The sequence below is a fragment of the Paraburkholderia sp. GAS333 genome, assembly GCF_050435665.1.
In the GTDB taxonomy this organism is placed as follows: Bacteria; Pseudomonadota; Gammaproteobacteria; order Burkholderiales; family Burkholderiaceae; genus Paraburkholderia; species Paraburkholderia fungorum_A.
On record NZ_JBNDKS010000004.1, the window covers coordinates 575,085 to 599,249 of the forward strand.

The 24,165-nt window shown below is 61.0% G+C and carries 19 protein-coding genes; 5 read left to right on the forward strand and 14 right to left on the reverse strand.

The features are described 5' to 3' along the window. The first annotated feature begins 22 nt into the window (after positions 1-22). Positions 23-739 carry an O-methyltransferase gene (locus ABH945_RS24520; protein ID WP_074768443.1) on the forward strand — a complete coding sequence of 239 codons (717 nt, stop codon included), beginning with the start codon at positions 23-25 and terminating at the stop codon, positions 737-739. Positions 740-794: 55 nt separating this feature from the next. Here the strand turns inward: ABH945_RS24520 and ABH945_RS24525 are convergent, their stop codons facing one another. Together ABH945_RS24525 and ABH945_RS24530 are read right to left on the reverse strand one after the other, a co-directional pair. Beyond that, entirely contained in the window at positions 795-2,855 is a 2,061-nt protein-coding gene (locus ABH945_RS24525) for a pyridoxamine 5'-phosphate oxidase family protein (RefSeq protein ID WP_429252226.1), read from the reverse strand. A 32-nt stretch (positions 2,856-2,887) separates the two neighbouring features. Further along, positions 2,888-3,529, reverse strand: coding sequence for a glutathione S-transferase family protein (locus ABH945_RS24530; RefSeq protein WP_074768438.1), 642 nt, complete (start codon positions 3,527-3,529; stop codon positions 2,888-2,890). Positions 3,530-3,638: 109 nt separating this feature from the next. On the opposite strand from ABH945_RS24530, the gene ABH945_RS24535 reads away from it, so the two are divergent. Both ABH945_RS24535 and purU read left to right on the forward strand, forming a co-directional pair. Next, complete coding sequence (locus ABH945_RS24535) at positions 3,639-4,571, forward strand: LysR family transcriptional regulator (protein WP_429252227.1); 933 nt, start codon at positions 3,639-3,641, stop codon at positions 4,569-4,571. A 170-nt stretch (positions 4,572-4,741) separates the two neighbouring features. After that, positions 4,742-5,617, forward strand: a complete 876-nt coding sequence (gene purU, locus ABH945_RS24540; protein ID WP_429252228.1) for a formyltetrahydrofolate deformylase — start codon at positions 4,742-4,744, stop codon at positions 5,615-5,617. Positions 5,618-5,698: 81 nt separating this feature from the next. Here the strand turns inward: purU and ABH945_RS24545 are convergent, their stop codons facing one another. From ABH945_RS24545 to ABH945_RS24590, 10 genes are all read right to left on the reverse strand, one after another. Next, a complete protein-coding gene (locus ABH945_RS24545) occupies positions 5,699-6,556 on the reverse strand; it encodes a glycine betaine ABC transporter substrate-binding protein (protein ID WP_074768432.1) in 858 nt (285 codons plus the stop codon). A 147-nt stretch (positions 6,557-6,703) separates the two neighbouring features. Then, the gene (locus ABH945_RS24550) at positions 6,704-7,993 is read right to left on the reverse strand and encodes an FAD-binding oxidoreductase (RefSeq protein WP_429252229.1); all 1,290 of its coding nucleotides are present in this window, start codon (positions 7,991-7,993) and stop codon (positions 6,704-6,706) included. A 32-nt stretch (positions 7,994-8,025) separates the two neighbouring features. After that, complete coding sequence (locus ABH945_RS24555) at positions 8,026-9,339, reverse strand: aromatic ring-hydroxylating oxygenase subunit alpha (protein WP_429252230.1); 1,314 nt, start codon at positions 9,337-9,339, stop codon at positions 8,026-8,028. A 73-nt stretch (positions 9,340-9,412) separates the two neighbouring features. Further along, positions 9,413-10,192, reverse strand: coding sequence for an electron transfer flavoprotein subunit beta/FixA family protein (locus ABH945_RS24560; RefSeq protein WP_429252231.1), 780 nt, complete (start codon positions 10,190-10,192; stop codon positions 9,413-9,415). Further along, positions 10,189-11,364, reverse strand: coding sequence for an electron transfer flavoprotein subunit alpha/FixB family protein (locus ABH945_RS24565; protein ID WP_429252232.1), 1,176 nt, complete (start codon positions 11,362-11,364; stop codon positions 10,189-10,191). Before ABH945_RS24565 ends, ABH945_RS24560 begins: the two co-directional genes overlap by 4 nt. Positions 11,365-11,368: 4 nt before the next feature. Beyond that, a complete protein-coding gene (locus ABH945_RS24570) occupies positions 11,369-13,282 on the reverse strand; it encodes a (Fe-S)-binding protein (RefSeq protein WP_429252233.1) in 1,914 nt (637 codons plus the stop codon). A gap of 2 nt (positions 13,283-13,284) precedes the next feature. Beyond that, entirely contained in the window at positions 13,285-15,348 is a 2,064-nt protein-coding gene (locus ABH945_RS24575) for an FAD-dependent oxidoreductase (RefSeq protein WP_429252234.1), read from the reverse strand. 76 nt (positions 15,349-15,424) lie between these two features. Then, a complete protein-coding gene (locus tag ABH945_RS24580) occupies positions 15,425-15,961 on the reverse strand; it encodes a DUF5943 domain-containing protein (protein ID WP_074768418.1) in 537 nt (178 codons plus the stop codon). Positions 15,962-16,005: 44 nt separating this feature from the next. Beyond that, positions 16,006-16,977 (reverse strand): dipeptidase, encoded by a 972-nt coding sequence (locus ABH945_RS24585; RefSeq protein ID WP_429252235.1) that lies wholly within the window; start codon positions 16,975-16,977, stop codon positions 16,006-16,008. A 41-nt stretch (positions 16,978-17,018) separates the two neighbouring features. Beyond that, on the reverse strand, positions 17,019-18,293 hold the full coding sequence (locus tag ABH945_RS24590) for a serine hydroxymethyltransferase (protein WP_429252236.1): 1,275 nt from the start codon (positions 18,291-18,293) through the stop codon (positions 17,019-17,021). A 468-nt stretch (positions 18,294-18,761) separates the two neighbouring features. On the opposite strand from ABH945_RS24590, the gene ABH945_RS24595 reads away from it, so the two are divergent. After that, positions 18,762-19,757 carry a GlxA family transcriptional regulator gene (locus tag ABH945_RS24595; RefSeq protein ID WP_074768412.1) on the forward strand — a complete coding sequence of 332 codons (996 nt, stop codon included), beginning with the start codon at positions 18,762-18,764 and terminating at the stop codon, positions 19,755-19,757. Positions 19,758-19,854: 97 nt separating this feature from the next. Here the strand turns inward: ABH945_RS24595 and fdhA are convergent, their stop codons facing one another. Then, the gene (fdhA, locus tag ABH945_RS24600) at positions 19,855-21,054 is read right to left on the reverse strand and encodes a formaldehyde dehydrogenase, glutathione-independent (RefSeq protein ID WP_429252237.1); all 1,200 of its coding nucleotides are present in this window, start codon (positions 21,052-21,054) and stop codon (positions 19,855-19,857) included. Between the two features lie 303 nt (positions 21,055-21,357). On the opposite strand from fdhA, the gene ampC reads away from it, so the two are divergent. Beyond that, entirely contained in the window at positions 21,358-22,530 is a 1,173-nt protein-coding gene (gene ampC / locus ABH945_RS24605; RefSeq protein ID WP_429252238.1) for a class C beta-lactamase, read from the forward strand. A gap of 88 nt (positions 22,531-22,618) precedes the next feature. On the opposite strand, the gene ABH945_RS24610 is transcribed toward ampC, so the two are convergent. Next, entirely contained in the window at positions 22,619-24,037 is a 1,419-nt protein-coding gene (locus ABH945_RS24610; protein ID WP_429252239.1) for an MFS transporter, read from the reverse strand. Positions 24,038-24,165: the final 128 nt, after the last annotated feature.

Sequence of the window (24,165 nt, forward strand, 5' to 3'; positions counted from 1 at the left end):
GAGTCAGCTTCCTGGAGAACGTATGACATCAACAGCCACAACGCTTCTGCGGCGGCTTCATGAGCAGAGCCAGACCGAAGTGATGGCCCGCGCACGGGCGCAATTCCATGGATCGAGCGAAGAGTTCCTGACGCTCGCCGACGAATACGACACGCTTGCGCCCCGGTTGCGCGGACGTTTCCTCGAAACGCTCGGGTTATCGAGCGAAGACTTCGAAACCTCGCAGGGCACGGCGCTGTCGCTGGCGGTATCGGCGGAAACGGGACGGTTCTTGCAGAACATGGTGCTCTCGCACAAGCCTGCCCGCATTCTCGAACTCGGCAGTTCGTGCGGCGTATCCACGTTGTATTTCGCCGAAGCGCTTCGCACGTTGGGCGGCGGCGTGGTCGTCGCGACCGAACTCGATCCGCTCAAATGCGCGCAACTTCGGGCGCACGTTTGCCTGGCTGACGTGGACGCTTATGTCGATCTGCGCGAAGGCAACGTGTTCGAGACTGTTGCAGGACTGGACGGCACGTTCGACATGGTGTTCATCGACGTATGGGCCAATACGTATCTCGACCTGTTCCGGCACACGGAGCATCTGCTGCGACCGGGATCGATCGTGCTCGCCGACAACATGTACACCGCCGAGGACGCCGTGCGGCCATACAAACAGTATCTCGACGACAACCCGCGCTTTTCGACCACGACGCTGGATTTCGAATCGGGCGTGGAGTTCACCGTCGTCGTGGCGTGATTCAGGATTCGGGCAGAGGGGGCGGAGTCGCGCTCTGATTAGCCGCGCCCCGCGCTCACAGATCCAGCACGACAGGGGCTTCATCACCGGCGACGGGCCGGGCCATGCAAACCAGCGCCGACCCCGCTTCGATTTCCGCCTCGACCTCGCCGTCGTATCGCACACTGCCCGACAGCAAACGCGTCGAACACGTTCCGCACATTCCCGAGCGGCAACTCGACGGCGCGTCAATGCCATGCGCTTCCGCGAACTCCAGCAAACTCCCGTCGCCGGACGACCACGGCAGCGTTTGCTTCGAGCGGGCGAAGGTCACGGGCACAGTCACGGCTGGCGCGGCCTCGATTTCTGTCCCGGCACGCGTGCTCGTGCGCTTCACGCTCGCCGGACCAAAGGCCTCGAAGCGGATCCGTTCATCGGCGACATTCAGGCCGCGCAATCCTTCGTACAGATCGCGCATGAACCGCTCCGGGCCGCACAGGTAAAAGTCGTAGTCGTCGAACGGCAGCACGCGCTTCAATGCGTCGATCCCGACTCGCCCCGCCGATACGCCTGGCGCCCGCACCTCGCCCGCGCTATCGAACAGATGCAACGAAACCGCCGGATGCCGCGTCGCGAGTTCCTTCAGATGAGCGCTGAATGGCCGCTCACCATCGGTACGCGCACCGTGAAAGAAGAACAGCCGTTTGCCGCTCTGCGAGCCATCTTGCCCAGCTGGCTTCAACGCGTGATGCAGCATTGCGATCATCGGCGTAATGCCGATGCCCGCTGAAATGAACACCGCCGGTCGCGGGCTGGCTTCGTCGTAGTAGAACGCCCCGCCCGGCCGCTTCGCTTCGATCAGCGCGCCCGCAGCCAGCCGGTCATGCAACCAGTTCGATACGGTGCCTTCGCGCTTCACGCTGATCCGGTAACGCCGCGCATCGTGCGAATCGGACAGCGTGTAGGTTCGCAGAAGCGGCTCGCCGGATTGCGTCGCCGGCACGCGAATCGGCAGGAATTGTCCGGGCTTGTATGCCGGCAACGGCGTGCCGTCGATGGATTCGAAATAGAACGAGCGAATCGACGGCGTTTCATCGACAACCGCCGCGACTTTCAGATTCTGCCAGCCCGATGGTTGAGGTTGAGCCGGTGCCTGCACCACCTCACGCGCAACTTTTGCAAATTGCGGCGCCAACTCGACCTCGGACCACCGGAACGGCAACACGCCGCGACTGCGCCGCACTTCATCGATATGAAAACGCACGAGCCGCTGCGCGCCGTCGAATGCTGTCAGTTCCTCGCCTTCCCAAATCACTTCCGCGCGCACCGCCAGATTCAGCAGATCGCCCGTTGCGAAGTCGATCAACAACAACCCGGCGCGCGGATCGTGAATCAGGTTGCCGATCGTATTGAAGAAGTTATTGCCGCTGTAATCGGGCGTGGTCAGCGTATTCGCATCGTCGACGCGAACAAAGCCCGGCGCCCCACCCCGATGCGAAACGTCGACGCCGCGCGCCAGTTGCGCGTCCTCTTCGAGATTCGCGCTGGCGATAAAGAACGTGTCCGCTTTCGCGAGCAACGCGCGGTCGGCGTCGCTGAGTTGCGTCGCCACTTCGGATTGCAGCGAACCGGCCGCAGCGCCACGCTCGACAAAAGTCGGCGTACGGCTCTGAATATATTTGGCGCAATTGCCGAAACTCTGCGTCACGTCGATCACCAGCGCGCCCCCTTCCGCAGACCTCACCCGGCCGTTGATCCGGTTACGCCGACGCGTCTGCGGCTGCAACCCCAGACCGCCGATCATCGTGCCGGTCTGCCATGCCGCTTCGAGCGGATCGCCAGGCAACGCACCGCCGTCGATACGCAGCGTGTGCGCATCCGGCGACGACACGAACCCCGGCGCAGCCGCGCGCAACGTCGCCCACGGCTGCCCGCTTGCATCGACGCCGCCAAACACCATGAACGGTTGTTCCGCGAAAAACTGACGATGCTGGTCCGGCATATAACGCCGGATTCCGCGACGGCCGCTCGAATCCGCCTGACTGCTCACGCCCGCGCGCTGCTGCGCCAGCAACTCGGCGGCGTGAAACGGCGAGGCTTCGACGCCCCAACCATTCAGCGGGATAAAAGTGGACATGTGCGGACTCCAGCATCACCAGGGAGGGTCACTCAGGCTGCGAGCAGACCGGCTTTGGTCGTCGGCATCGCGATGAAACGCGGCAATGCCTCGACACGGCGCAACCATGCGCGAATGTTCGGGTACGGCTCGAGCGACACGCCGCCTTCCGGTGCGTGCGCGATGTACGTATGTGCGGCGATATCGGCAATCGTCACCTGAGCGCCCGCCGCGAACGGCTTGCCGGCCAGTTCCTGTTCGATCACGTCGAACAGTTTGACGGCCACGTTCTTCGCGTTCTGATGGTCGTACGGTGCGCCGAACACCGTCACGAGCCGTGCGGTACAGGGTCCGTAAGCAATCGGCCCCGCCGCGAGCGACAACCACCGCTGCACCGCAGCCGCGCCGACCGGATCGTCGGGCAGCCATGACGAATCGCCGTAACGCTTCGCCAGATACACGAGAATCGCGTTCGAATCGAACAGCGTGAGATCGCCGTCCTGGATGGTCGGCACCTGACCGAACGGGTTCAGCGCGAGATATTCGGGCTTGCGGTTGTCGCCCGCTTTCATATTCAATTCAACCACTTCGAATGGAAGATCGAGCATCGTCAGAAAAAGTTTGACGCGATGTCCATGCCCCGAAAGCAGGGTCGTGAACAGTCGGATTGGCTGAACTGGGCGGGCAGCAGGCATAACGGGCTCCGGTATTTGATAAGGTATTGACGCAGAATAGGCTCTCGCGCGACGCCGCGGTAGCCTGATAATCGTGGAAACACAATCAATCGAAGATGGACAATCGACCATGGCCGACGTACGCGACGTAAACCTGAACCGCCTTGTGATCTTCGTCGCGGTCGTCGACGCCGGCTCGCTGACCGCCGCGGCGGCGCGGCTTGGGCTCGCGAAGACGATGGTCAGCACGCACATGCAGCGGCTGGAAGCGGAAGTGGGCGCGAGCCTGCTGATCCGCACCACGCGACGTTTGAGCGTCACCGAAGCGGGCCGCGCGTTCTACGACGCCAGCGTGAAAATCCTGCGGGCCACCGAAGAAGCGCTGAGTGCGGTCAGCGGCGAAACTGCGCCGGTGCGCGGCACCTTGCGTGTCAGTTCACCAATCGATTACGGCGCGCTGGCGGTCGCGCCCGCGCTGGTCGAATTGCGCCGCGAGCATCCGCAACTCGATATTGAACTGATCTGCATCGACCACTACGTGGACCTCATTGCGGACGGAATCGACGTCGCGATCCGCCTCGGCCGTCTCGCGGATTCGAATTACCGCGCGGTGAAGCTCGGCACGTTCGTCAAATGGATTGTGGCGAGTCCCGCGTTTATCGAACGATGGGGCATGCCGCGCGCGCCCGCTGATCTGTCGGCGCTGCCGTTCAACGCGATGACGGTTCTGCCGCATCCGTTGACGCTGGAACTCCACTGCATGAACGGCGATACGGGCAATAAGGCTGATAAGGCCGAAAAGCAAACCGTGCGCTGCGAAAGCGCGTTCCAGGTCAACACCGCCGACGCATGCCGCGCTGCCACGCTCGCGGGCGGCGGCTTCGGCCTGTTGACCGATTTTTCGATTGCCGGCGATATCGCCAGCGGACGTCTGGTGCGCATGCTGCCGCAATGGTCGACCGAACCGGCGAGCATCCAGGCCGTTTTCCCGCCTACCAGCCACCCGCCCGCGAAAGTTCGCGCGCTGATCGAGACGTTCAAAAAGCAACTTGCTTATTCATAGTCGTCTTTCGGCCACGCCAGTCGCCAGCTTTGAACCGCTCTCGAATCTGACGCTCCCATTCCAGCGCCAGGGCGGTTAGCTTCTATCCGTCACGCCTGCCCGTTTGCTCTACTGCGATGATCCGTGCCGCGTCCGCGGCGTTGGCATCCTGTCTATGTGGAGAAGAACGCATGTCCGCCGATTCCCGTCCTGCCCAGCTGGTCCTCACCGTCGCGTGTCCGAGCGCGGCGGGCCAGGTTGCCGCCGTAGTCGGCTTTCTCGACCGGCATCACTGCTATATCGACGAACTCACCGTTTTCGACGACGACCTCAGCGAACGCTTCTTCGTGCGTTGCGTATTTCATGGCGTCGATCGTGACGAAACGCTGCAACTTGCCGCGCTCAAACGCGAGTTCGAACCGATCGCCGACCGCTTCCAGATGACCTGGGCAATCCACGATGTCGGCGCGCGACCGAAAGTGTTGATCATGGTCTCGAAGCTCGAACACTGTCTCGCTGATCTGCTGTTCCGCTGGCGCATGGGCGAACTGAAAATGGATATCGTCGGCATCGGCTCGAATCATCGCGATCTCGAACCGCTCGCGCAGCAGCACGGTCTACCGTTTCATCATCTGCCGATTACCGCCGACACCAAGCCGCAACAGGAAGCGCGCTTGCTCGATCTGTTCGACAGTTCGGGCGCGGAATTAATGATTCTCGCGCGCTATATGCAGATTCTGTCCGGCGAAACGAGCCGCGCACTTGCGGCGCGTGCGATCAATATTCACCATTCGTTTTTGCCCGGCTTCAAGGGTGCAAAACCGTATCACCAGGCCCATACGCGCGGGGTCAAACTGATCGGCGCCACCGCGCACTTCGTCACCGACGATCTCGACGAAGGGCCGATCATCGAGCAGGTGGTGGAACGGGTCGATCATTCGTATAGCCCGGAACGCCTGCTCGCGACCGGACGTGACGTCGAATGCATTACGCTCGCGCGTGCGGTGAAGGCGTTTGTCGAACGGCGCGTTTTTATCAACGGCGATCGGACTGTGGTGCTGCAATAAAAAAAACGCCGCTGAAATAGCGGCGTTTTCTGCGAACTTCCGCTTCAATGATGCGGAAGACCGGTTACCTGCAAAGCGGGCTCACTTCACCCAGCTATCCACCCGGTCACCATGCGCGCTGATCCACGCATCGGCGGCGGCGGTCGGCTTCTCGCCGTTCTGCGTCGCCAGCATCACGCTGTCGATCTCGCCCGGCTTCCACTGAAACTTCTTGAGAAACGCGACGACCGGCGGCGCTTTCTTTTCAAGCTCGGGATTCACCACGCTATCCACATGCTCGGATTCGCCGAACACCTTCTTCGGATCTTCGAGGAATTTCAGCTTGTACTTCGCGAACATCCAGTGCGGCTTCCAGCCCGTCACGATGATCGGCTTGCTCGCCGCTTCCGAGCGCGCGAGTTCAGCGGTCATCGCGCTGCCCGAACTCGGCATCAGCTGATAGTCGAGTCCGTAAGCCTTGATCGCTTCGCTGGTTTTCTGCATCACGCCCGCACCGGCGTCGATACCGACAATGCGCGCGCCGAACTCCGACTTCTTCGCCTCGAGATCGCCGACGGTCTTCACGTCTGCGTTATCCGGTACGATCAGGCCGATCTTCGCGTCGTTGAAGTTTGGCCCGAGGTCGACCACCTTCTCCTTGAAGTTGTTCCAGTACGCACCGTGCGTGACCGGCAGCCACGCGGACAATGTCGCGTCGAGGTCGCCGCGCGCCACGCCCTGCCACATCACGCCGGCCGCGACCGGCACGAGCTGCACTTCGTAACCGAGGCGCTTTTCGATCACGCGCGCGGCCACGTTGGACGTCGCGACGCTATCGTCCCAGCCTTCCACGTAACCGATCTTGATGGTCGGCTTCGTATCGGCCGACACGCCCACGCTCATCACCGCGAGCGCCGCACTCAACGCGCTTGCCATCACTATCGTTTTCATCAGTCTCATCGCCGTTCTCCCGTTCGCCGTCAAACAACCTGTTGAGCATTTAGAATCGCCAGCCAGAAATGCCGGGTAGCGTTGTTTTGCGACATCCAGTTGTCCGCGCGCGACCTGCTTCACGAATCTGGAGCGCTTTCACTGCAGAGTCTTGTCTTACTTATCGACGACGAGATCGGTGAGCGGCTTGCTGCAGCACAACAGCACCATGCCCTGATCGATCTCCCGCTGACGAATGCCGCCCGCGTGTTTCATCGACACTTCGCCGGACACAAGCTTCACCTTGCACGTGCCGCACATGCCCTGCGTACACGATGCGGGCAATCGCACGCCTGCTTTCTTTGCGGCATCGAGTACATGCTGGCCGCTGCCGCATTCCATCTCGCGATTGCTTTTCGCGAAACTGACTTTGAAACGTGTTTCGACTTCGACTTCGACATCGACAGCAAGCGGCACTGGAGCCAAGGCTGGCTCAGGCGCAAACCCCAGAGCCTCATCACGCGCCTCGGCAAAACTCTCCGCCGCGACGGGCGCGCTCGCGTATTGCAGCACGTCCGCGACATGCGCGGTGGTCAATTGCGCGGCCACTTCGCTGACGGTCTCGAACGAGAAACTTTCCTCGTGATAATGATTGCGATCGAACCCGCCCTCACCCAGCAGATTGCGCACGGCCTGCATATACGGTGCGGGCCCGCAGCAAAAGATCTCTCGCTCCATATAGTCCGGCGCAATCAGTTTTAACAGCGGCAACGTCAGAAAACCGGTGACACCTGGCCAGTTTGTACGCGCGCCGACCCGCTCGCAAACAAAGGCCGTGCGAAAATGAGCCTGATTCGACGCGATCAGATCAAGCTCGCGCGCGAAGATAATATCGTCCGGCGTGCGCGCGCTGTGGACGAACACGATGTCGCTGTCTTCACCGAGTTCGTGATGCGCGCGGCTCATCGACATCAACGGCGTAATGCCCGAACCCGCCGACAGAAACAGAAACTTGCGCGCCGGATGCCGCGCGCAGGTGAATTCGCCGGAAGGCCCGAGCACGCGAACTGTTGAACCGGCTCGCAAATTGTCGTGCAGCCAGTTCGACACCTTGCCGCCCGGCACGCGCTTGACCGTGATCGAAATCGTATGCGGCCGCGTGGGCGGCGACGAAATCGTATAGCAGCGGTTGATCGACTCGCCGTCGATCTCCAGCTCCAGCGTAATGAACTGCCCCGGCTCGAACACGAACGCCCGTTCGGAAGGCGCGCGGAAGAAAAAGCTCTTCACGTCATGCGTTTCGTCACGGACCTGGCAGCACTCCAGCGTGTCGTCGGCGTCGCAATTCCAGCGCGCGGGCAGCGCGTCCCAGAACAGCGGCCGGGTCACACGGCTGGTAACGAGACTCGCCGCGCCCTGTAGCACCGGCCCGGCGCCGGGCTGAAACGTCGCCTGATCGCGCATCATTGTTTTCTCAGCTCCTGGTTGCGGTGTCGCGCTCAGCGCTTGAAGGACACGACTTTTTCGCCGTGTGAAACCGGTGTTCCCGTGCCGGCCTCGTGAGTTTGCGGCGCATTGCCGTAATCCGCCATCCGGCCGATGTACCACTCGCAAAACTTCTCAACGAGCCCTTCGGTAAAGGGTGAATACGGCCCCGGCTCATACGCGCTGCTGCTTGCGCCACGTTGTGAATACTCGACGAGCGCGCGGTCCTGATCGTTGGTCGCGCGCCATACGGCCGTCAGATTGTTGACGTCGTAGTCGATACCTTCGCGCGCGTCTTTGTGCACGAGCCATTTCGTGCGCACCAGCGTTTTATCCGCGGACAACGGAATCACCGAGAACGTGACGATGTGATCGCTCATGAAGTGATGCCACGAATTAGGCTGCGTCCAGAACGACAGGCCGCCGAGATCGGCCTGCTCGAAGCCGCCGAGCAACTTCTTCGACGCCACTTTCGCGTCGAGCGTCTGCGACTCGCCGTCGCGATCGAGCGGCAGGCGTTGCGTGCGAAAACCCGTGACCAGATCGGCGAGCCGTTCGATTTCCGCCGACGGCAAGTTCATCGCTTCCCACTGCGCAGTTCGACGCGCGACGGTTTCTTCGAACGCGGCCATGCCTTCTTCATTGGCGGGCGTGCGCTGATAACCGAAGCCGTATTCATACAGCGAAATGGTCAGCTCTGGATGGTTCGCGACGCAGTGATAGCACTCGCGATTGTTCTCCATCGTGAGCTTCCAGTTGCCCTCCTCGACGATATCGATTGACGCGGCGATCTTGCAACTCGCCAGATCGTGCGGCAGCAGATACGGCTCCATGGCAGCGCGCATCACAGAAAAGTCAGCTGGCGGTGTGTCGGCGAGACAGATGAAAATCAGCCCGGCGAGATTCTCGACATGCACGGCCTTCAGGCTGTGTTTGCAGCGGTCGAATTGTTCACCCATATGCTCGGCGAACATCAGGTCGCCGCTCAGGTTATAGGTCCAGCTGTGATACGGGCAGACGATATTGCCGAGCGAGCCTTTGTCGCTATTGCACAAACGCGCGCCACGGTGGCGGCAAACATTGTGAAACGCGCGCACCTGCATATCGTCGTCGCGCACGATCAGAATCGAATCGCGGCCGATTTCCACGGTGATGTAATCGCCCGGTTCCGGCACGTCGGGTTCTATTGCGACCTGAATCCAGTGCTGACGGAAAATCGCTTCCATGTCGAGCGCGAAAATATCTTCGCTCGTATAGAACGGCGCTTCCAGCGTGTAATTCTTTTTGCGGCGTTCGATCATTGCGCGAACGTCTGCCGAAATTTTCATTGTGTGCTCCGTTGCATGTCACGTCTGGCGCTGCACCAGGCCCTCCTGGTCGCACGCTGGCCCGAACCGGAATTCAATAATCCACGAGTTGATGCTCGCGCAAATACGCGAGAATCACTTGTGCTTTTTCGACGGAACTCCCTTCAATTACGACGCTGCCGCCCCGGCTCTCGGTGGTGGTCGCCGACAGCATCCGCGCGTGGCCCGAGCGCTTTTCAGCGGCGGCGAGACGCACCGGTTTTGCGGTAGCGGGACGGACGCTCCACGCGAGGTGGTCGGGGTTTTTTAATGATGAAGTCGCGGCAACGGAGCGGATCGTGCCTTCGCGCAACCTTGCATAAGCGTAAGTCGGCGCGGCATTAGCGAGCGGATGCACGGCTATCAGCGCGGGCAATTCGACTTCCACGCGACGGCGCAAGCCCTTCGGCATGAACTGCCGCACTTGCGCGAGTCCGTCCCGCACATTCAGGTCGACGGCTGCGCCCACCAGCGGAATGTCCAACTCGTGCGCGACGCGATACGGCAACATACCGCTGTCGAAGGCGCCTTCTGCACGAGTGCCCGTCAGAATAAGGTCGTAATCCCGCAGACGCGCCGCAAGCCATGTCGCGGCGTCAGCCTGCGAAGCGGATTCGCCGGACAGGTCGAGTACGTCGACCGAGCGCGCGCCGAGTGCCAGATACTCCTTTAACGCAGGATTCGACGGATCGCCGGCATGCAGCACGTCGAGCGTTGCGTCGTGCGCTTTTGCGAGCGACAGTGCGATGGTCAGCGCCGCTGCATCGTTGCGGCAATAGCGCGCAACGCCGCTAACCGGATGATGCCCCACCGACACCAGAACGGCGATCTTCATGCGAGCACTCCTTCGGCAGCCGCCGTCGTATTGAGCAAGGCCGCGCCGGTTCCACGAGCCTTGCGCGCCGCTGCGGCCGCTTCGTTGAGCGCCGCGATGGTTTCCTGCGCATCCGCGATAACGGTCAGATTCGCGCGCTTCGCGATCGGCGCGCTGGCGTCCAGATTCACGGCAATCACGTGACGGCAATCCTTGATCCCTTGCAGATGCTGCACGGCGCCGGAAATGCCGAACGCGATAACCACGCTCGCTTCGACCGTCTTGCCGGTTGCGCCGATCTGCTTGTCGCGGGTGAATTTGCCGTCGTCGACGGCGACGCGGCTCGCGCCAATGGCCGCGCCCAAGGTGCCCGCCAGCTTCTCGAACGCAGGCACGTCGCTCACGCCGTTGCCTGCGGACACGATGAAATCCGCTTCTTCGAGCGCCAGTTGCGCGGCGTCGATTTCCTCGATACCGAGATCGCGCACGGCCCCTTTTGACGAAATAGTCGCGCTATCGAAGCGCCACACAACACGTTCGCCTGCGCCGACGAACGGCAGTTTCGGATCGACCGCGTTGGGTGCGAGCAGCACCACGTCCGGTAGATTGCGTGAAGCGAGCGCCGTATTCGCGTGGATATAAGCAGCGACGTGCTGCGCGTCGATTTCTACGACGTGGGTTGCGATGCTTGCGTTAGCGGCTGCGGCATAGCGGCGACCCAGATCGCCGTCGCCGGTGGCGTTGTCTGGCAGAAAAACATGCACTGGCGCATAGGCCGCGACGCACGCGGCCAATGCATTCAATTCGTCGTCGGGCGCATATTGGCGGCGGTCGAACATCGGCAGTTCGATCAGTTTGTCGGCTCCTGACGTGGCGGCGTCGCCGGTGAATTCGCCGAATACGAGCAGCACGATTTCCGTCGCTGCATCGGCGATAAAGGCCGCGGCCGCCAGCGTCTGACGTGCGTGGTCGTCCAATGCGCCACGGTCGGCATGTGCGGCTACCAGCATTACGCGTTGCGGCGCAGCGGCCGTGCGGCGCGGCCTGGCCGATTCATGATGCGCGACAACTCCACCCGGCATGTTGAACTGCATAGCCAGCGCGTCACCCGTCGCGCCCAGCGTGATGCGTTTGAGCCCCTCTGCCGTCACCGTGTACGGCCTGCGCGGATCGATTCTTTTGAGCGTATTCATCGCGTTACTCCAGCGCCGCAGCAACCAGTTCGGCAACGTCCAGCACGTCGGGACGCGGCCCCACCACGCCTTCGAGCATCGCCGTGCAATTCGGGCAAGCCACCGCGACGATGTCAGCGCCGCTCGCGCGGGCATCGTCGATACGGATGTCGGGAATGCGCCGTTTGCCCGGAATGTCCGTCAGCGGTGCGCCGCCTCCGCCTCCGCAGCAGCGTCCGCGCATACCGTTGCGCTCCATTTCGATCACCTTGATGCCGATACTCTTCAGCACCCGGCGTGGCGCTTCGGTCTCGCCGTTATAGCGGCCCAGATAGCACGGGTCGTGATAGGTGATCTTGCGGTCCGCGAATGCCGCCGTGGCGCGCGGCGACAGCTTGCCGCTCGCGACCAGTTGTTCGATCAGCGCCGTGTGATGCTGAACGTCGTAGAAGCCGCCCAGCGCGCGATATTCGTTGCGCAGGCTATGCAGCACGTGCGGGTCTGCCGTGACGATCCTGCTGAACGAGTATTGCGACAACGTGCCGATCAGCTTGTGCGCGAGTTGCTGGAACGTGGCTTCGTCACCGAGACGGCGGGCCGTGTCGCCGGTATCGGTTTCGACGCCGCCGAGCACCGCATAGTCGAGTCCCGCCCGGTTCAGCACTTTGACCAGCGCGCGCAATGTGCGTTGATAGCGCATGTCGAACGCGCCTTCGCCTGCGATCAGCAGCACGTCGACGTGACGCCCGGGTTGCGCGACCTGCACTTGCAGATCGACCGCCCAGTCATAACGCGCGCCAATGTCATAGCCGTTAGCGCTGCCCGTTTCGCGCAGATTGGCGAGCGTCAGCGGCCCCTTGCCCGGCACGATGCCTTCGACCAGCGTCTGGTTGCGGCGCATATCGACGATCGCATCGACATGCTCGATCAGCATCGGGCACTCCTGCACACAACCGCGGCAAGTCGTGCAGGACCACAGCGTATCGGCTTCGATCAGGCTCGAAATCAGCGGTTTTCCAGGTGCGCCGGCATGCTTGCCGAGCGGAATACCCGGCGTCGGGCTGCCGGCGTAATCGGCATCCGTGCCGCCCACCATCCCCGTGACGAGGTCCTGAATCAGCTTCTTCGGATTGAGCGGTTGACCCGCGGCAAACGCCGGACACGCCGCCTCGCACTTGCCGCATTGCACGCACGCATCAAAACTGAGCAACTGGTTCCAGCGAAACTCCACGGGCTTGCCGACGCCGTATTCCTTTGCATCGAGCAGCGGCGCCTTGAGCGCTGTAGGCGGCACCACATCGTTGTCGTGACGCGCGGCAAAACGCTCCTGACGCGGATGAAACGCAAGATGCAGCAGGCCGGCCAGCGCATGTTTCATCGGACCGCCGCGCGCCGCGCCAAACGTCATCGTGAATGCGCCCACCGCGATCAACAACGCAACGATGATCGCGAGCGCACCGGACATCGCCGCGGCGGGCAGCACGATAAACAATGCGAGGCCGAGCGCAAACGAACCGAGCAACAGCGGCAGATGGTCCCACGGTCCGCGAGACAGCCGCGCCGGAGCCGCCTTCGCCCCATGCCGTCGACGCCACACGAAAACCGCGCCAACCAGCATCACAAGTGCGGCCAGGAAGATCAGCCTGTCGAGCCACGGAGAATAGATAGCGAGGCCGTAATTGACGAATACGAGTGCCATCGCGAGAATCGCCCCGCCCGCCGTGGCGACGTGCGTCTTTGCAATGTACGGGTCGCGCGCCACGACATGATGCAGATCGACGAAATAGCGCTTCGGAATCGCGAGCAGATTGGTCCAGCCGTAAGCGCCTGCCGCAGTCGCGCGGCCTTCGCGCCAGTAAGCCGCGCGTTTGGCGACCGCGAACGCGAGACCGGCCACCGACAACCACAGCAGGACGGTGATGACAAACACGGGGCTCATCGTCAGAAATCCTTGCAAAGGCGCAGCGCGTCGTAAATCGCGCCGTGAATGTTGTGCATGGAAATGCAGTCGCCAACGCGGAACAGCAGGAAGCGGCCATTGCCGAGTTCTTCGTCAAGCGACGGTTGCGGCTCGGACGCGAACAGCTTGTGCACGTCGACCTGCCCGCGATTCACCGACTCCGGCTTGAGCGTCCAGTAAAGCGCGTCGTTCGGCGTGCTGCCGTTTTCGATCACCACCTGATCGACCGCGCGCTCTTCCTGCTCCTCGGTGTACTCGTTGCGGATCACGGCAATCTTCTTGCCGTCTTCCTCGTAGACCTTGTCGAGCCAGTAATTCGGCGTATGGATCACGCCTTGCGCGTAGAGACGCCGGTAAAAAATCGGGAACGTGGTGCCGCCAACGTCGTCCGCCACTTTTACGTCGGGCGTCACGATCTCGACGTTCGAGCCACGGCTCGACATGAAATCGGCGACACCGGCACCGGCATGCGTGCTGACGCCGTCGTACACGAGCACGTTCTTGCCGGGTTCGACCTTGCCCGACAGCACATCCCACGAACTCACCGCGAGACCGTCTTCGACGCCCCACGCCGCAACTTGCGACGTGAACGACGAACCGCCGGTAGCGAGCACGACGATGTCGGGCTTCTCGGCCATGATGGCTTTTTCGTCGGCGGCAACACCTAGACGCCGATCGACGCCGAGGCGCTTCGTCTCCATGTCGAACCAGCGCACGATGCCCGCCATCTGTTCACGCTGCGGCGCTTTGGCGGCAAGCATGATCTGGCCGCCCACGTAGTCGTTCTTCTCGAACAGCACCACGTCATGGCCGCGCGACTTCGCCACTCGCGCCGCTTCGAGTCCGGCCGGCCCCGCGCCGACCACGACGACTTTTCGCTTCGGCCCGCGCGTTTTCGCGATCACGTGCGGCATCGTGGCTTCACGCGATGTCGCCGCGTTCTGCACACACAGCACGTCGTGTCCGTTGTACTGACGGTCGATGCAATAGTTTGCGCCGACGCATTGTTTGATTTCGTCCTCGCGGCCGTCGCGAATCTTGATCACCATATGCGGATCGGCAATCTGCGCGCGCGTCATGCCGACCAGGTCGACCATGCCGCTGGCGAGCAGACGCTCGGCCTGCCCTGCGTCGCGAATACTCTGCGCGTGCATCACCGGCAGCTTCACGACTGACTTGATACCGGCCGCGAGATGCACGAACGGCTCGGGCGGCAACGCCATCGGCGGCATGCAGTTGGCGAGTGTGTTGTGCGTGTCCGCACCGGAGCCGATCACGCCGAGGTAATCGATCAGACCGGTCTCGCTCATGGCCTGCGCGATTTCCTTCAACTGTTCGTGATCGAGCCCGTCTTCGTGAAACTCGTCGCCGCACATCCGCAAGCCGATGCAGAAATCCGCACCGACCGCTTCACGTACCGCCTTCAGTACTTCAGTGCCGAAACGCAGACGGTTTTCGAGCGAACCACCCCATTCGTCGGTACGGAAATTCGTGCGCGGGCTCCAGAACTGATCGATCAGGTGCTGATGCGCCGCCGAGATTTCGACACCATCCATGCCAGCATCTTTCACCCGTTTCGCCGCCGCAGCGAAGTCGCCGATGATGCGGTGAATCTCCTCGACTTCGATAATCTTCGCGTTGCCGCGATGCACCGGTTCGCGCACGCCCGAAGGCGACATCAGATGCGGCCAATGCTCGCCATGAAACGCCGAACGGCGTCCCATATGCGTCGCCTGAATCATGATTTTCGCGCCGTGCGCATGCATTGCTTCGGCAAGCCGCGCAAGTGGATCGATGATTTTGTCGGTCGACAGATTCACCGATTTCCACCACCCTTGCGGACTGTCGATCGATACCGGACTCGACCCGCCGCATACCGCAAGTCCGACGCCACCCTTCGCCTTCTCTTCGTAGTAACGGATATAACGGTCGCCGGGCAGGCCGCCGGGTTCCGCATAGACTTCCGCGTGCGCGGTGCTGACAATGCGGTTGCGCAAAGTCAGCTTGTTCAGCGTGAGGGGCTTGAAAAGGTTCGGGTAACGCATTGCGATCGACCTCGGAATGAATAGGCTTATTGCGCCTGCCGTGCTTGCCTGTTTGCGTGCGGTCTACGAGACACCGTTATGAAGCGAGCGGCGATACTTCGAACACGCAGTGGTGATGGCATTCGCCCGCGCATTGCGCTTCTTTCGAATGCGACGGCGGACCTTTGCGTGTGCCATCGGGCGCGGTGTCGTTGACCCAGTCCATTGCCCCGGCGAACCATCCAGCGAACATGTAGCAAAGCTTGCCCTCTTTGCCCGGCTGAGCCAGCACGAATGACGAGTTGTGCAATTCGATCCGCGCATGCGAGGTCGACGGATCGGACTCGACGATCCTGAAGATGCCCCAGCCGCGTTGCGACAGACGGTTCAGGTAATGCTCGAATACCGCCATGCCGGAAATACCGTGCTGTTTGGCTTCCTTGTCGCACCAGAAATACGCGGACTTGTACCCCGCTTTGTAAAGAATCTCAGCGTAGGCATCGAGCCCGAGCGCCTCTTCGACAGCGGTATGGTTGTTGGTGAAAAAGTGACGCGGCACGTAAAGCATCGGCAGTGCGTCGGTGGTCCAGACGCCCGTGTCCGGATCGACGTCGATAGGCAATTGAGGTTGCATGTGGGGGCTCGCTTTTTTATTTAACGGATTTGACAGGGGAAAGATCAGACCTTCCAGACTTCACCGAACACTCGCACCCAGTTTTCGCCCATGATCTTTTTGATGCGCGACTCGCTCCATCCCGCGCGCTCCATCGCAGCAGTCAAATTCGGAAACTCGCCGATCGTGCGGATGCCTTCCGGATTCACGACCTTGCCGAAGTTCGTCAATTGACGATAACGGCCCTTGTCGTGCGTAATCCAGTCGAAGAATTCGGTGCTGTAGCCTTGCGTGAAATCGGTACCGATACCCACCTGGTCTTCGCCGATCAGGTTCACCACATAGTCGATTGCTTCGATGTAGTCGTCGACGGTCGCGTCCGGGCCGCGCTTCAGGAACGGCGCGAACATCGTCACGCCGACAAAGCCGCCTGCATCGGCAATCTCTTTCAATTGCTCGTCGCTCTTATTGCGCGGATGCTCTTTCAAACCTGACGGGCAGCAATGTGAATAGCACACGGGTTTATTGGAAGCGGCAATCGCTTCAGAAGAAGTCTTGCCGCCGACGTGCGACAGATCGACCATGATGCCGACGCGGTTCATCTCCTGAATCACTTCCCGGCCGTAACCGGACAGGCCGCCGTCGCGCTCGTAACAACCGGTGCCCACCAGGTTCTGCGTGTTGTAGCAAAGCTGCACGACGTTCACGCCGAGGTCCTTGAACGCCTCGATATAACCGAGGTTGTCCTCGAACGCATGCGCATTCTGGAAGCCGAAAATAATGCCGGTCTTGTTCTCTTTCTTCGCGCGAAAAATGTCGTCGGTGGTCCGCACCAGCGTGAGAATTTCACCGTATTCGCGGATCTGCTGCTTCATCTCCGCGATGTTATCGACGGTCTTCTGAAAGCTCTCCCAAACCGACACCGTGCAATTCACTGCGGTCACGCCGCCCTTGCGCATATCTTCGAATACCGATCGCTCGAACTTCGAAATGTTCAGACCGTCGATGATGATGCTGTTGTCGTGCAAAGTACTCATCGTTTGCTCCAGGCGTGCGGGGTAAGGGAATAGTCGCGTGATCAGTAAATGGGAAAGCGTTCGCACAGCGCGAAAATCTCGCGGCGCACGCGTTGTTCTGTGGCGGCATGTCCTTCCGGGTGGTCGCGCAGCGAATCGAATACTTCGACGATCAGCCGTCCGATCTCGCGAAATTCGCTCACGCCGAAACCGCGCGTGGTGCCAGCCGGCGTGCCGAGACGAATACCGGAAGTGACCGTGGGCTTTTCTGTATCGAAGGGAATACCGTTCTTGTTGCAGGTGATGCCCGCACGTTCCAGCGCCTGCTCGACCTGATTACCCTTGAGCCCCTTGGGGCGCAGATCGACCAGCAACAGGTGGTTGTCGGTGCCGCCTGTGACGAGATCGACGCCGCCTTCTTTCAGGACTTCGCCGAGTGCCTGTGCGTTGGCGAGTACGTTGTCGATATAGGTTTTAAAACCCGGTTGCAGTGCCTCGCCGAACGCGACCGCCTTGCCCGCTATCACATGCATCAACGGACCGCCCTGCAAGCCGGGAAACACCGCCGAATTGATCTTCTTCGCGATGTCCTCATCATTCGTCAGGACAAAGCCGCCACGCGGACCGCGCAAGGTTTTGTGCGTGGTCGACGTAACCACATGCGCATGGTCGACCGGATTCGTATGACGACCGGCCGCAATAATCCCGGCGATGTGCGCCATGTCCACCATCAGCTTCGCGCCAACGCCGTCGGCAATCGCGCGCAGCCTTGCAAAATCCAGTTCTCGCGGATACGCCGAGAAACCCGCAATCAGCAGCGCGGGTTTGTGCTGTTGCGCAAGCTCTTCGATCTGCACGTAATCGATCAGCATCGTGTCGCGATTTACGCCGTATTGCACTGCGTTGAACCACTTGCCCGACATCGCGGGCTTCGCGCCGTGAGTGAGGTGGCCGCCCGCATCGAGCGACATGCCGAGCACGGTGTCGCCGGGTTTGACCAGCGCCAGCATCACCGCGCCGTTCGCCTGCGCGCCGGAATGCGGCTGCACGTTGGCGAATTTCGCGTTAAACAGCTGCTTGATACGATCGATGGCCAGCGTTTCGACCACGTCCGCGAATTCGCAACCGCCGTAGTAGCGCTTGCCCGGATAACCCTCTGCATATTTGTTGGTCAGCACCGAACCCTGCGCTTCGAGCACCGCGCGCGACACGATGTTTTCCGACGCGATCAGTTCGACCTGCGACTGCTGGCGCTCGAGTTCTTTCAGAATTGCGCCGCGCACCGCGGTGTCGCGCGTGGCCAGCGATTCTTCGAAAAAAGGATTCGGGTTCGACATGGAGGTTCCGTGGAGTCGTTGACGGAGGGCCGGAAGACACTGCCTGCGCGGCGCTTTCACGCTGCTTGCTCGCTGCTGCGACCGGTCTGCATTGCGTCTATTCTTGACGTTCGCCTTGCGCGCCAATTTACGAATTCAGACGCGTTCTTTGCCTTTTCCGCCATAGGCGACCTTTTTCGACAAGTCGGCGTGGGCGGCGTGTGCGTGGCCGTCCTACGAAGACGCCACGAGTGCCTGAAACCAGGGTGCGTTTGCTGCACTGCGGCCGATCGCCGATGCGCTGTTCGGGTGCGCTGCTGCGCGTCTCCGGCTCCGTTCTGGTGCCGGTTGTTTAGCTATCCAACACTTTTCTATAACAACCGAGGGTTTAGCCTGATGGCACGGTAGTTGCGCTAGTCCTCAGAATTGAATGAGTCGCTGCTCCCCACGGCGACCTACATAAACAGATTCGAAGGAATCAATTCCCCCATGTCCACCGATCGCACGGCGTCGTTGTCGCACTTCGCGTTCATGCCGCTCCCGAACTTCACGATGATCGCGTTCACGAATGCCATCGAAGTTCTGCGCATGGCGAACTATCTGAGTGGACAAACGCTGTATCGCTGGTCGATCGTGAGTCCCGAGGGCGGACCCGTTACCGCGAGCAATGGCCTCGCGGTCGATACCGGGCCGGTGGAATGCGTCGGCCAACCGGACATTGTTTTCGTCGTCGGCGGGATCGACGTGCAGCGTGCCACCAGCCCCGCTCACCTCAGCGCGTTGCGCCGCTTCGCGCGCCTTGGCAGCGTGCTCGGCAGTCTGTGCACGGGCACTTACGCACTGGCTCGCGCGGGTCTGCTGGCCGGTTATGCGTGCGCGATTCATTGGGAAAACATGTCGGCGCTGAAGGAAGAATTTCCAGAAACGCGCTTCCTGAAAGAGCTATTCGTGATTGACCGCGATCGCGTCACCTGCACCGGCGGCGTCGCGCCGCTCGACATGATGCTGAACCTGATCGCGCCGCGCGTCGGCACCGCACGCGTTACGCAAATCGCCGAGCAGTTCATCGTCGAACATGTGCGCGACACCAGCGCGCAACAGAAAATGCCACTGGTCGCACGGCTCGGTTCGGCCAACAAGTCGCTATTCGAAGTGATCTCGCTGATGGAGAACAACATCGAAGAGCCGCTGTCACGCGAAGAACTCGCGCGCCTTGCCGGTATGTCGCAACGGCAATTGCAGCGGCTGTTCCGCGAACATCTGGGGATGACGCCCACGCATTACTATCTGACGTTGCGCTTGCGGCGCGCGCGTGAGTTGCTACTGCAAACCGATATGTCGATCATGCATATCACGATGGCTTGCGGCTTTCAGTCGGCTTGCCACTTTTCGAAAAGCTATCGCGATGCGTTCGGCACGGCGCCGACGCGCGAGCGGCGCAAGCAGGCGCCTTCTCTCTCTGCAGTGCCTGTGATGGCAGCTTGAGGGTCGAGCCAGATCAGCTCCTGATTGAAGGCAAAAACGCGTTGACCGGTTCTCCGTTCAACGCGTTTTTGCTTGTGCGGCCTGACACACGCAACCGTTACGCCGCCTTCAACAACCCGTGCGGATCGATCACGAACTTGCGCGGCGCGCCACCGTCGAATTGCCGATATCCTTCGGGCGCTTCTTCGAGCGACACGACCGTCACGTTGACGATGTCGGCAATCGGCAGGCGGTCCCACAAGATTGCCTGCATCAGATTATGGTTGTACTTCATCACCGGCGTCTGGCCGGTATGGAACGAGTGCGACTTTGCCCAGCCTAGCCCGAAACGAATGCTCAGGCTGCCTTTGCGCGCAGCGGCGTCGGTCGCGCCTGGGTCGTCGGTCACATACAGGCCCGGAATGCCGATCGCCCCGGCGGCCCGCGTGATTTCCATCAACGAGTTCAGAACCGTGGCCGGTGCTTCTTCATGCGAGCCGCTGCTGCCGTGGCCGTGCGCCTCGAAGCCGACGCAGTCCACCGCGCAATCCACTTCGGGCTTGCCGAGAATCTGTTCGATCTGCTCGCCGAGCGTCGCGTCTTTCGACAGATCGATTGTCTGGAAGCCCATCTTGCGTGCGTGCGCAAGCCGCGCCTCGTTCATGTCGCCGACAATCGTGCAGGCCGCACCCAGCAATCTCGCGGACGCAGCCGCGGCCATTCCCACCGGCCCCGCGCCCGCGATATAGACGGTTGCGCCCGGCTTCACGCCCGCCATCACCGCGCCGTGATAACCGGTCGGCAAAATATCGGACAGACACGTCAGGTCACGGATTTTCGCCATTGCCTGCGCGCGGTCGGGGAATTTCAGCAGATTGAAATCCGCGTACGGGACCATCACGTATTCGGCCTGGCCGCCGATCCAGCCGCCCATATCCACGTAGCCGTATGCGCCGCCCGCTCGCGACGGATTCACGTTCAGACATACGCCGGTGTGCTGTGCCTTGCAGGTTGGACAGCGTCCGCACGCGACATTGAATGGCACCGACACGAGATCGCCGACCTTCAGCGTTTCGACATCGCGGCCGGTTTCGATCACCTCGCCGGTGATTTCGTGGCCGAGTACCAGGCCGACTTCGGCGGTCGTCCGGCCGCGCACCATGTGCTGATCGGAGCCGCAAATATTCGTGCTGACCACTTTCAGGATCACGCCGTGGCCGATCGAACGACCGCGTGGATCGACCATCTTCGGATAGTCGATCGACTGCACTTCCACCTTGCCTTGCCCGAGATACACGACGCCGCGATTGCTGCTCATTGTCTTGTCTCCATGTCTTGTGAGCGGCGTTGCCGAGCGCGTTGCCTAATCAGGATAATGCGAGGCTTTGCGCGGCACGCCGTCCAATGAGCGTAGCGCCCGCCGGAACAAAGCACTCGCAGCGAACGCGACATGGGTTTGGCCGGAACCGACAAATTCGTGTTCGTCGGCGCGTGCGTTGCCTGCTTCTTCCCATAAGATTTTCTTTCCCCTCGCTCAAGATATAGTCGATTGTCGGCACGGCTTAAAAGCCCGATAGTGCAACCTCGCCATCCCGCCGACAAACAAAAGGAACCGCAGCAAATGAAGTTAAAAGCGATCAGCCTTATCGCGACCGTTGTGTTTTCACTGTGCGCCGCTCCGCTCGCCAGCCGTGCGGCCGATAACACGCAAGCGCGGATAAAGCCCGCAGTAGACGCCGCCATTCAGCCCGTCATGGCGAAATATCATATTGCCGGCATGGCGATTGGCGTGATCGCCGAAGGCAAGCCGTATGTGTTCAACTATGGCGTCGCGTCGAGAGCAAGCGGCAAGCCGGTTACGCGAGATACGCTGTTTGAAGTCGGCTCGGTCAGCAAAACGTTGACAGCGACGCTTGCTTCCTATGCGCAGGTCAACGGTAACCTGTCTCTATCGGATATGACCGGCAAGTATTTGCCTGCACTCGAACACACGCCGTTCGGCAACGTTAGTCTTCTCAATCTCGGTACTCACACACCGGGCGGACTTCCGCTTCAGGTTCCCGACGATATCCACGATAACGCTCAATTAATGCAGTATTTCAGCGCGTGGAAACCCACCTATGCGCCCGGCACTTACCGGACTTACGCGAACCCGGGCATTGGTACGCTCGGCCTGATCACCGCAAAAAGCATGGGACAGGACTTCACCGCGTTGATGGAGCAGCGCCTGTTTCCCGGGTTGGGAATGAAGAACAGCTACATCGACGTGCCCCCAGCGAGAATGCCGGACTACGCGCAAGGCTATAAAAAGGACGACACGCCGGTTCGTGTAGCGCCGGGGGTTTTATCCGCTGAAGCCTATGGCGTCAAATCGACTGCCGCCGATATGCTTCGCTTCGTCGCGGAGAACATGGAGCTAATCGGTCTCGACGGCAAACTTCAGCAAGCGGTGACGGCTACGCACACGGGCTATTTCAAGGCGGGCGTACTGACTCAGGATTTGATATGGGAACAGTACCCGTATCCGGTTGCACTGAAGACATTGCAGGAAGGCAACGGCACGGCTATGGCCTTCAACGCGACGCCGGTTGTCGAGATCAAGCCTCCGCAAGCGCCGACCCAGGACGTGTGGATCAACAAGACCGGCTCGACCAACGGATTCGGGGCCTATGTAGCGTTCGTTCCAGCGAAACATATCGGCATTGTGATACTCGCGAACAAGAACTTCCCCATTGAAGATCGCGTGAATGTAGCTCATCAGATCCTGACGGAGCTTGCCAGGCGCGAACATTAAGCCTTGATTTCGCGGACGATTCGATCCGGTAGCAAAAGGTGCAGTCGCCGGACTGCACTCTCTTATCCGCAAAGACAACGCCTGACTACTATTCCCGAAGCGGACTCAAGCCCCCCTGCGGGTCCGCTTCAACCGCTTCCGACACCAGCGTCTCGAGTGCCAGTCCTCGCGTTTCGATTCCCATTATCCACACGGCCGCAGCGGCAATCACAAAACACATCGCGCCGAGCGAGAAGACGCCGCCCTGGCCGAACATCGGCAGAACGACGCCCACCACGTAAGGTCCGATCAGCGAACCCACGCGGCCAATCGCCGATGCAAAGCCCGAGCCGGTTGCGCGTGCGCCGGTTCCGTAAAGCTCCGGCGTGTAGGTGTAAAGCACGGCCCACATCGCGAACAGGAAGAACTGCATCGCGAGTCCCGCGCAGATCAACAGCGTCGGCGTTTGCGCATGCAATGCGGTCTGCCCGTACACATACGCCATGACCGCACTGCCCGCGAGCGACGCGATACACGTCGGCTTGCGCCCCCAGCGTTCGACCAGCCACGCCGCGCAGATAAAGCCCGGAATGCCGCCGAGCGAAATCAGCACGGTGTACAGCACGGATTTCGTCACCGCGAAGCCTGCCTGCTGCATCAACGCGCCGAGCCACGATGTCAGCCCGTAAAAGCCGAGTAGCGCGAAAAACCACAGCGTCCACACCATGATCGTGCGACGCCGGTATGCAACGCTCCAGATTTCGCGGAACGCGCCCGTGCCTTTGGCCGTGACCGGCTCGGCGAGCGCCGCCGGTGCGCGCAACCAGCTCAGCCCCTCTGCGCGCATCACTTTCGATTCGATGTCGGCGAGAATCTTGTCCGCTTCTTCGTGGCGTCCGCGATGTTCGAGCCAACGTGGTGATTCGGGCACAACCCGGCGAACTATCAGCACGAATACAGCGGGAATCGCGAGCAACGCGAATTCGGTACGCCAGCCGAAAGCCGGCAACACGAAATACGACACTACGCCCGATGCGATGAAACCCAGCGGCCAGAAGCCATCCATTAATGCGATCAGACGTCCGCGCGATGCGGCCGGTACAAACTCGGACAGCAAGGTCTGCGCAATCGGAAACTCCATCCCCATGCCGAAGCCGAGCAGCACGCGATAGAAAATCAGCGCTTCAACACTCTGCGCTGTCGAGCACAGATACGATGCAAGCCCCCATAAAACCATGCTCCACTGAAAAACCGGCCGACGTCCGAAACGATCCGCCAGCAGACCCGCAATTGCCGCGCCGATCACCATACCGAAGAAACTCGCACTGGCGACCAGGCCCGCCGTCGCCGTGGACAGATGAAACTCAGTCTTGATCGAACCGAGTACGAAGGTCATCGTGCCGAGGTCGACGGAATCGAAGAAGAACGCGATCGCAATGATCACGAAAAGGGTTCGGTGATAGCCGGAGAACGGCAGTCGTTCGAGTCGGGCGGCGGCACTCGCGCGAGGCTGAAAAACGGTAGACATGCGTTCCCCTTGTCAGTGCGGCGCGTGCCGCGTGGGTGTTCCGATCAATGCTTCCAGTGTTTTCAGTAGACGCCGACATAAATCGGCCACATAGAAGAAATGCGTCATCAGGATGGAACGGGGGCGTC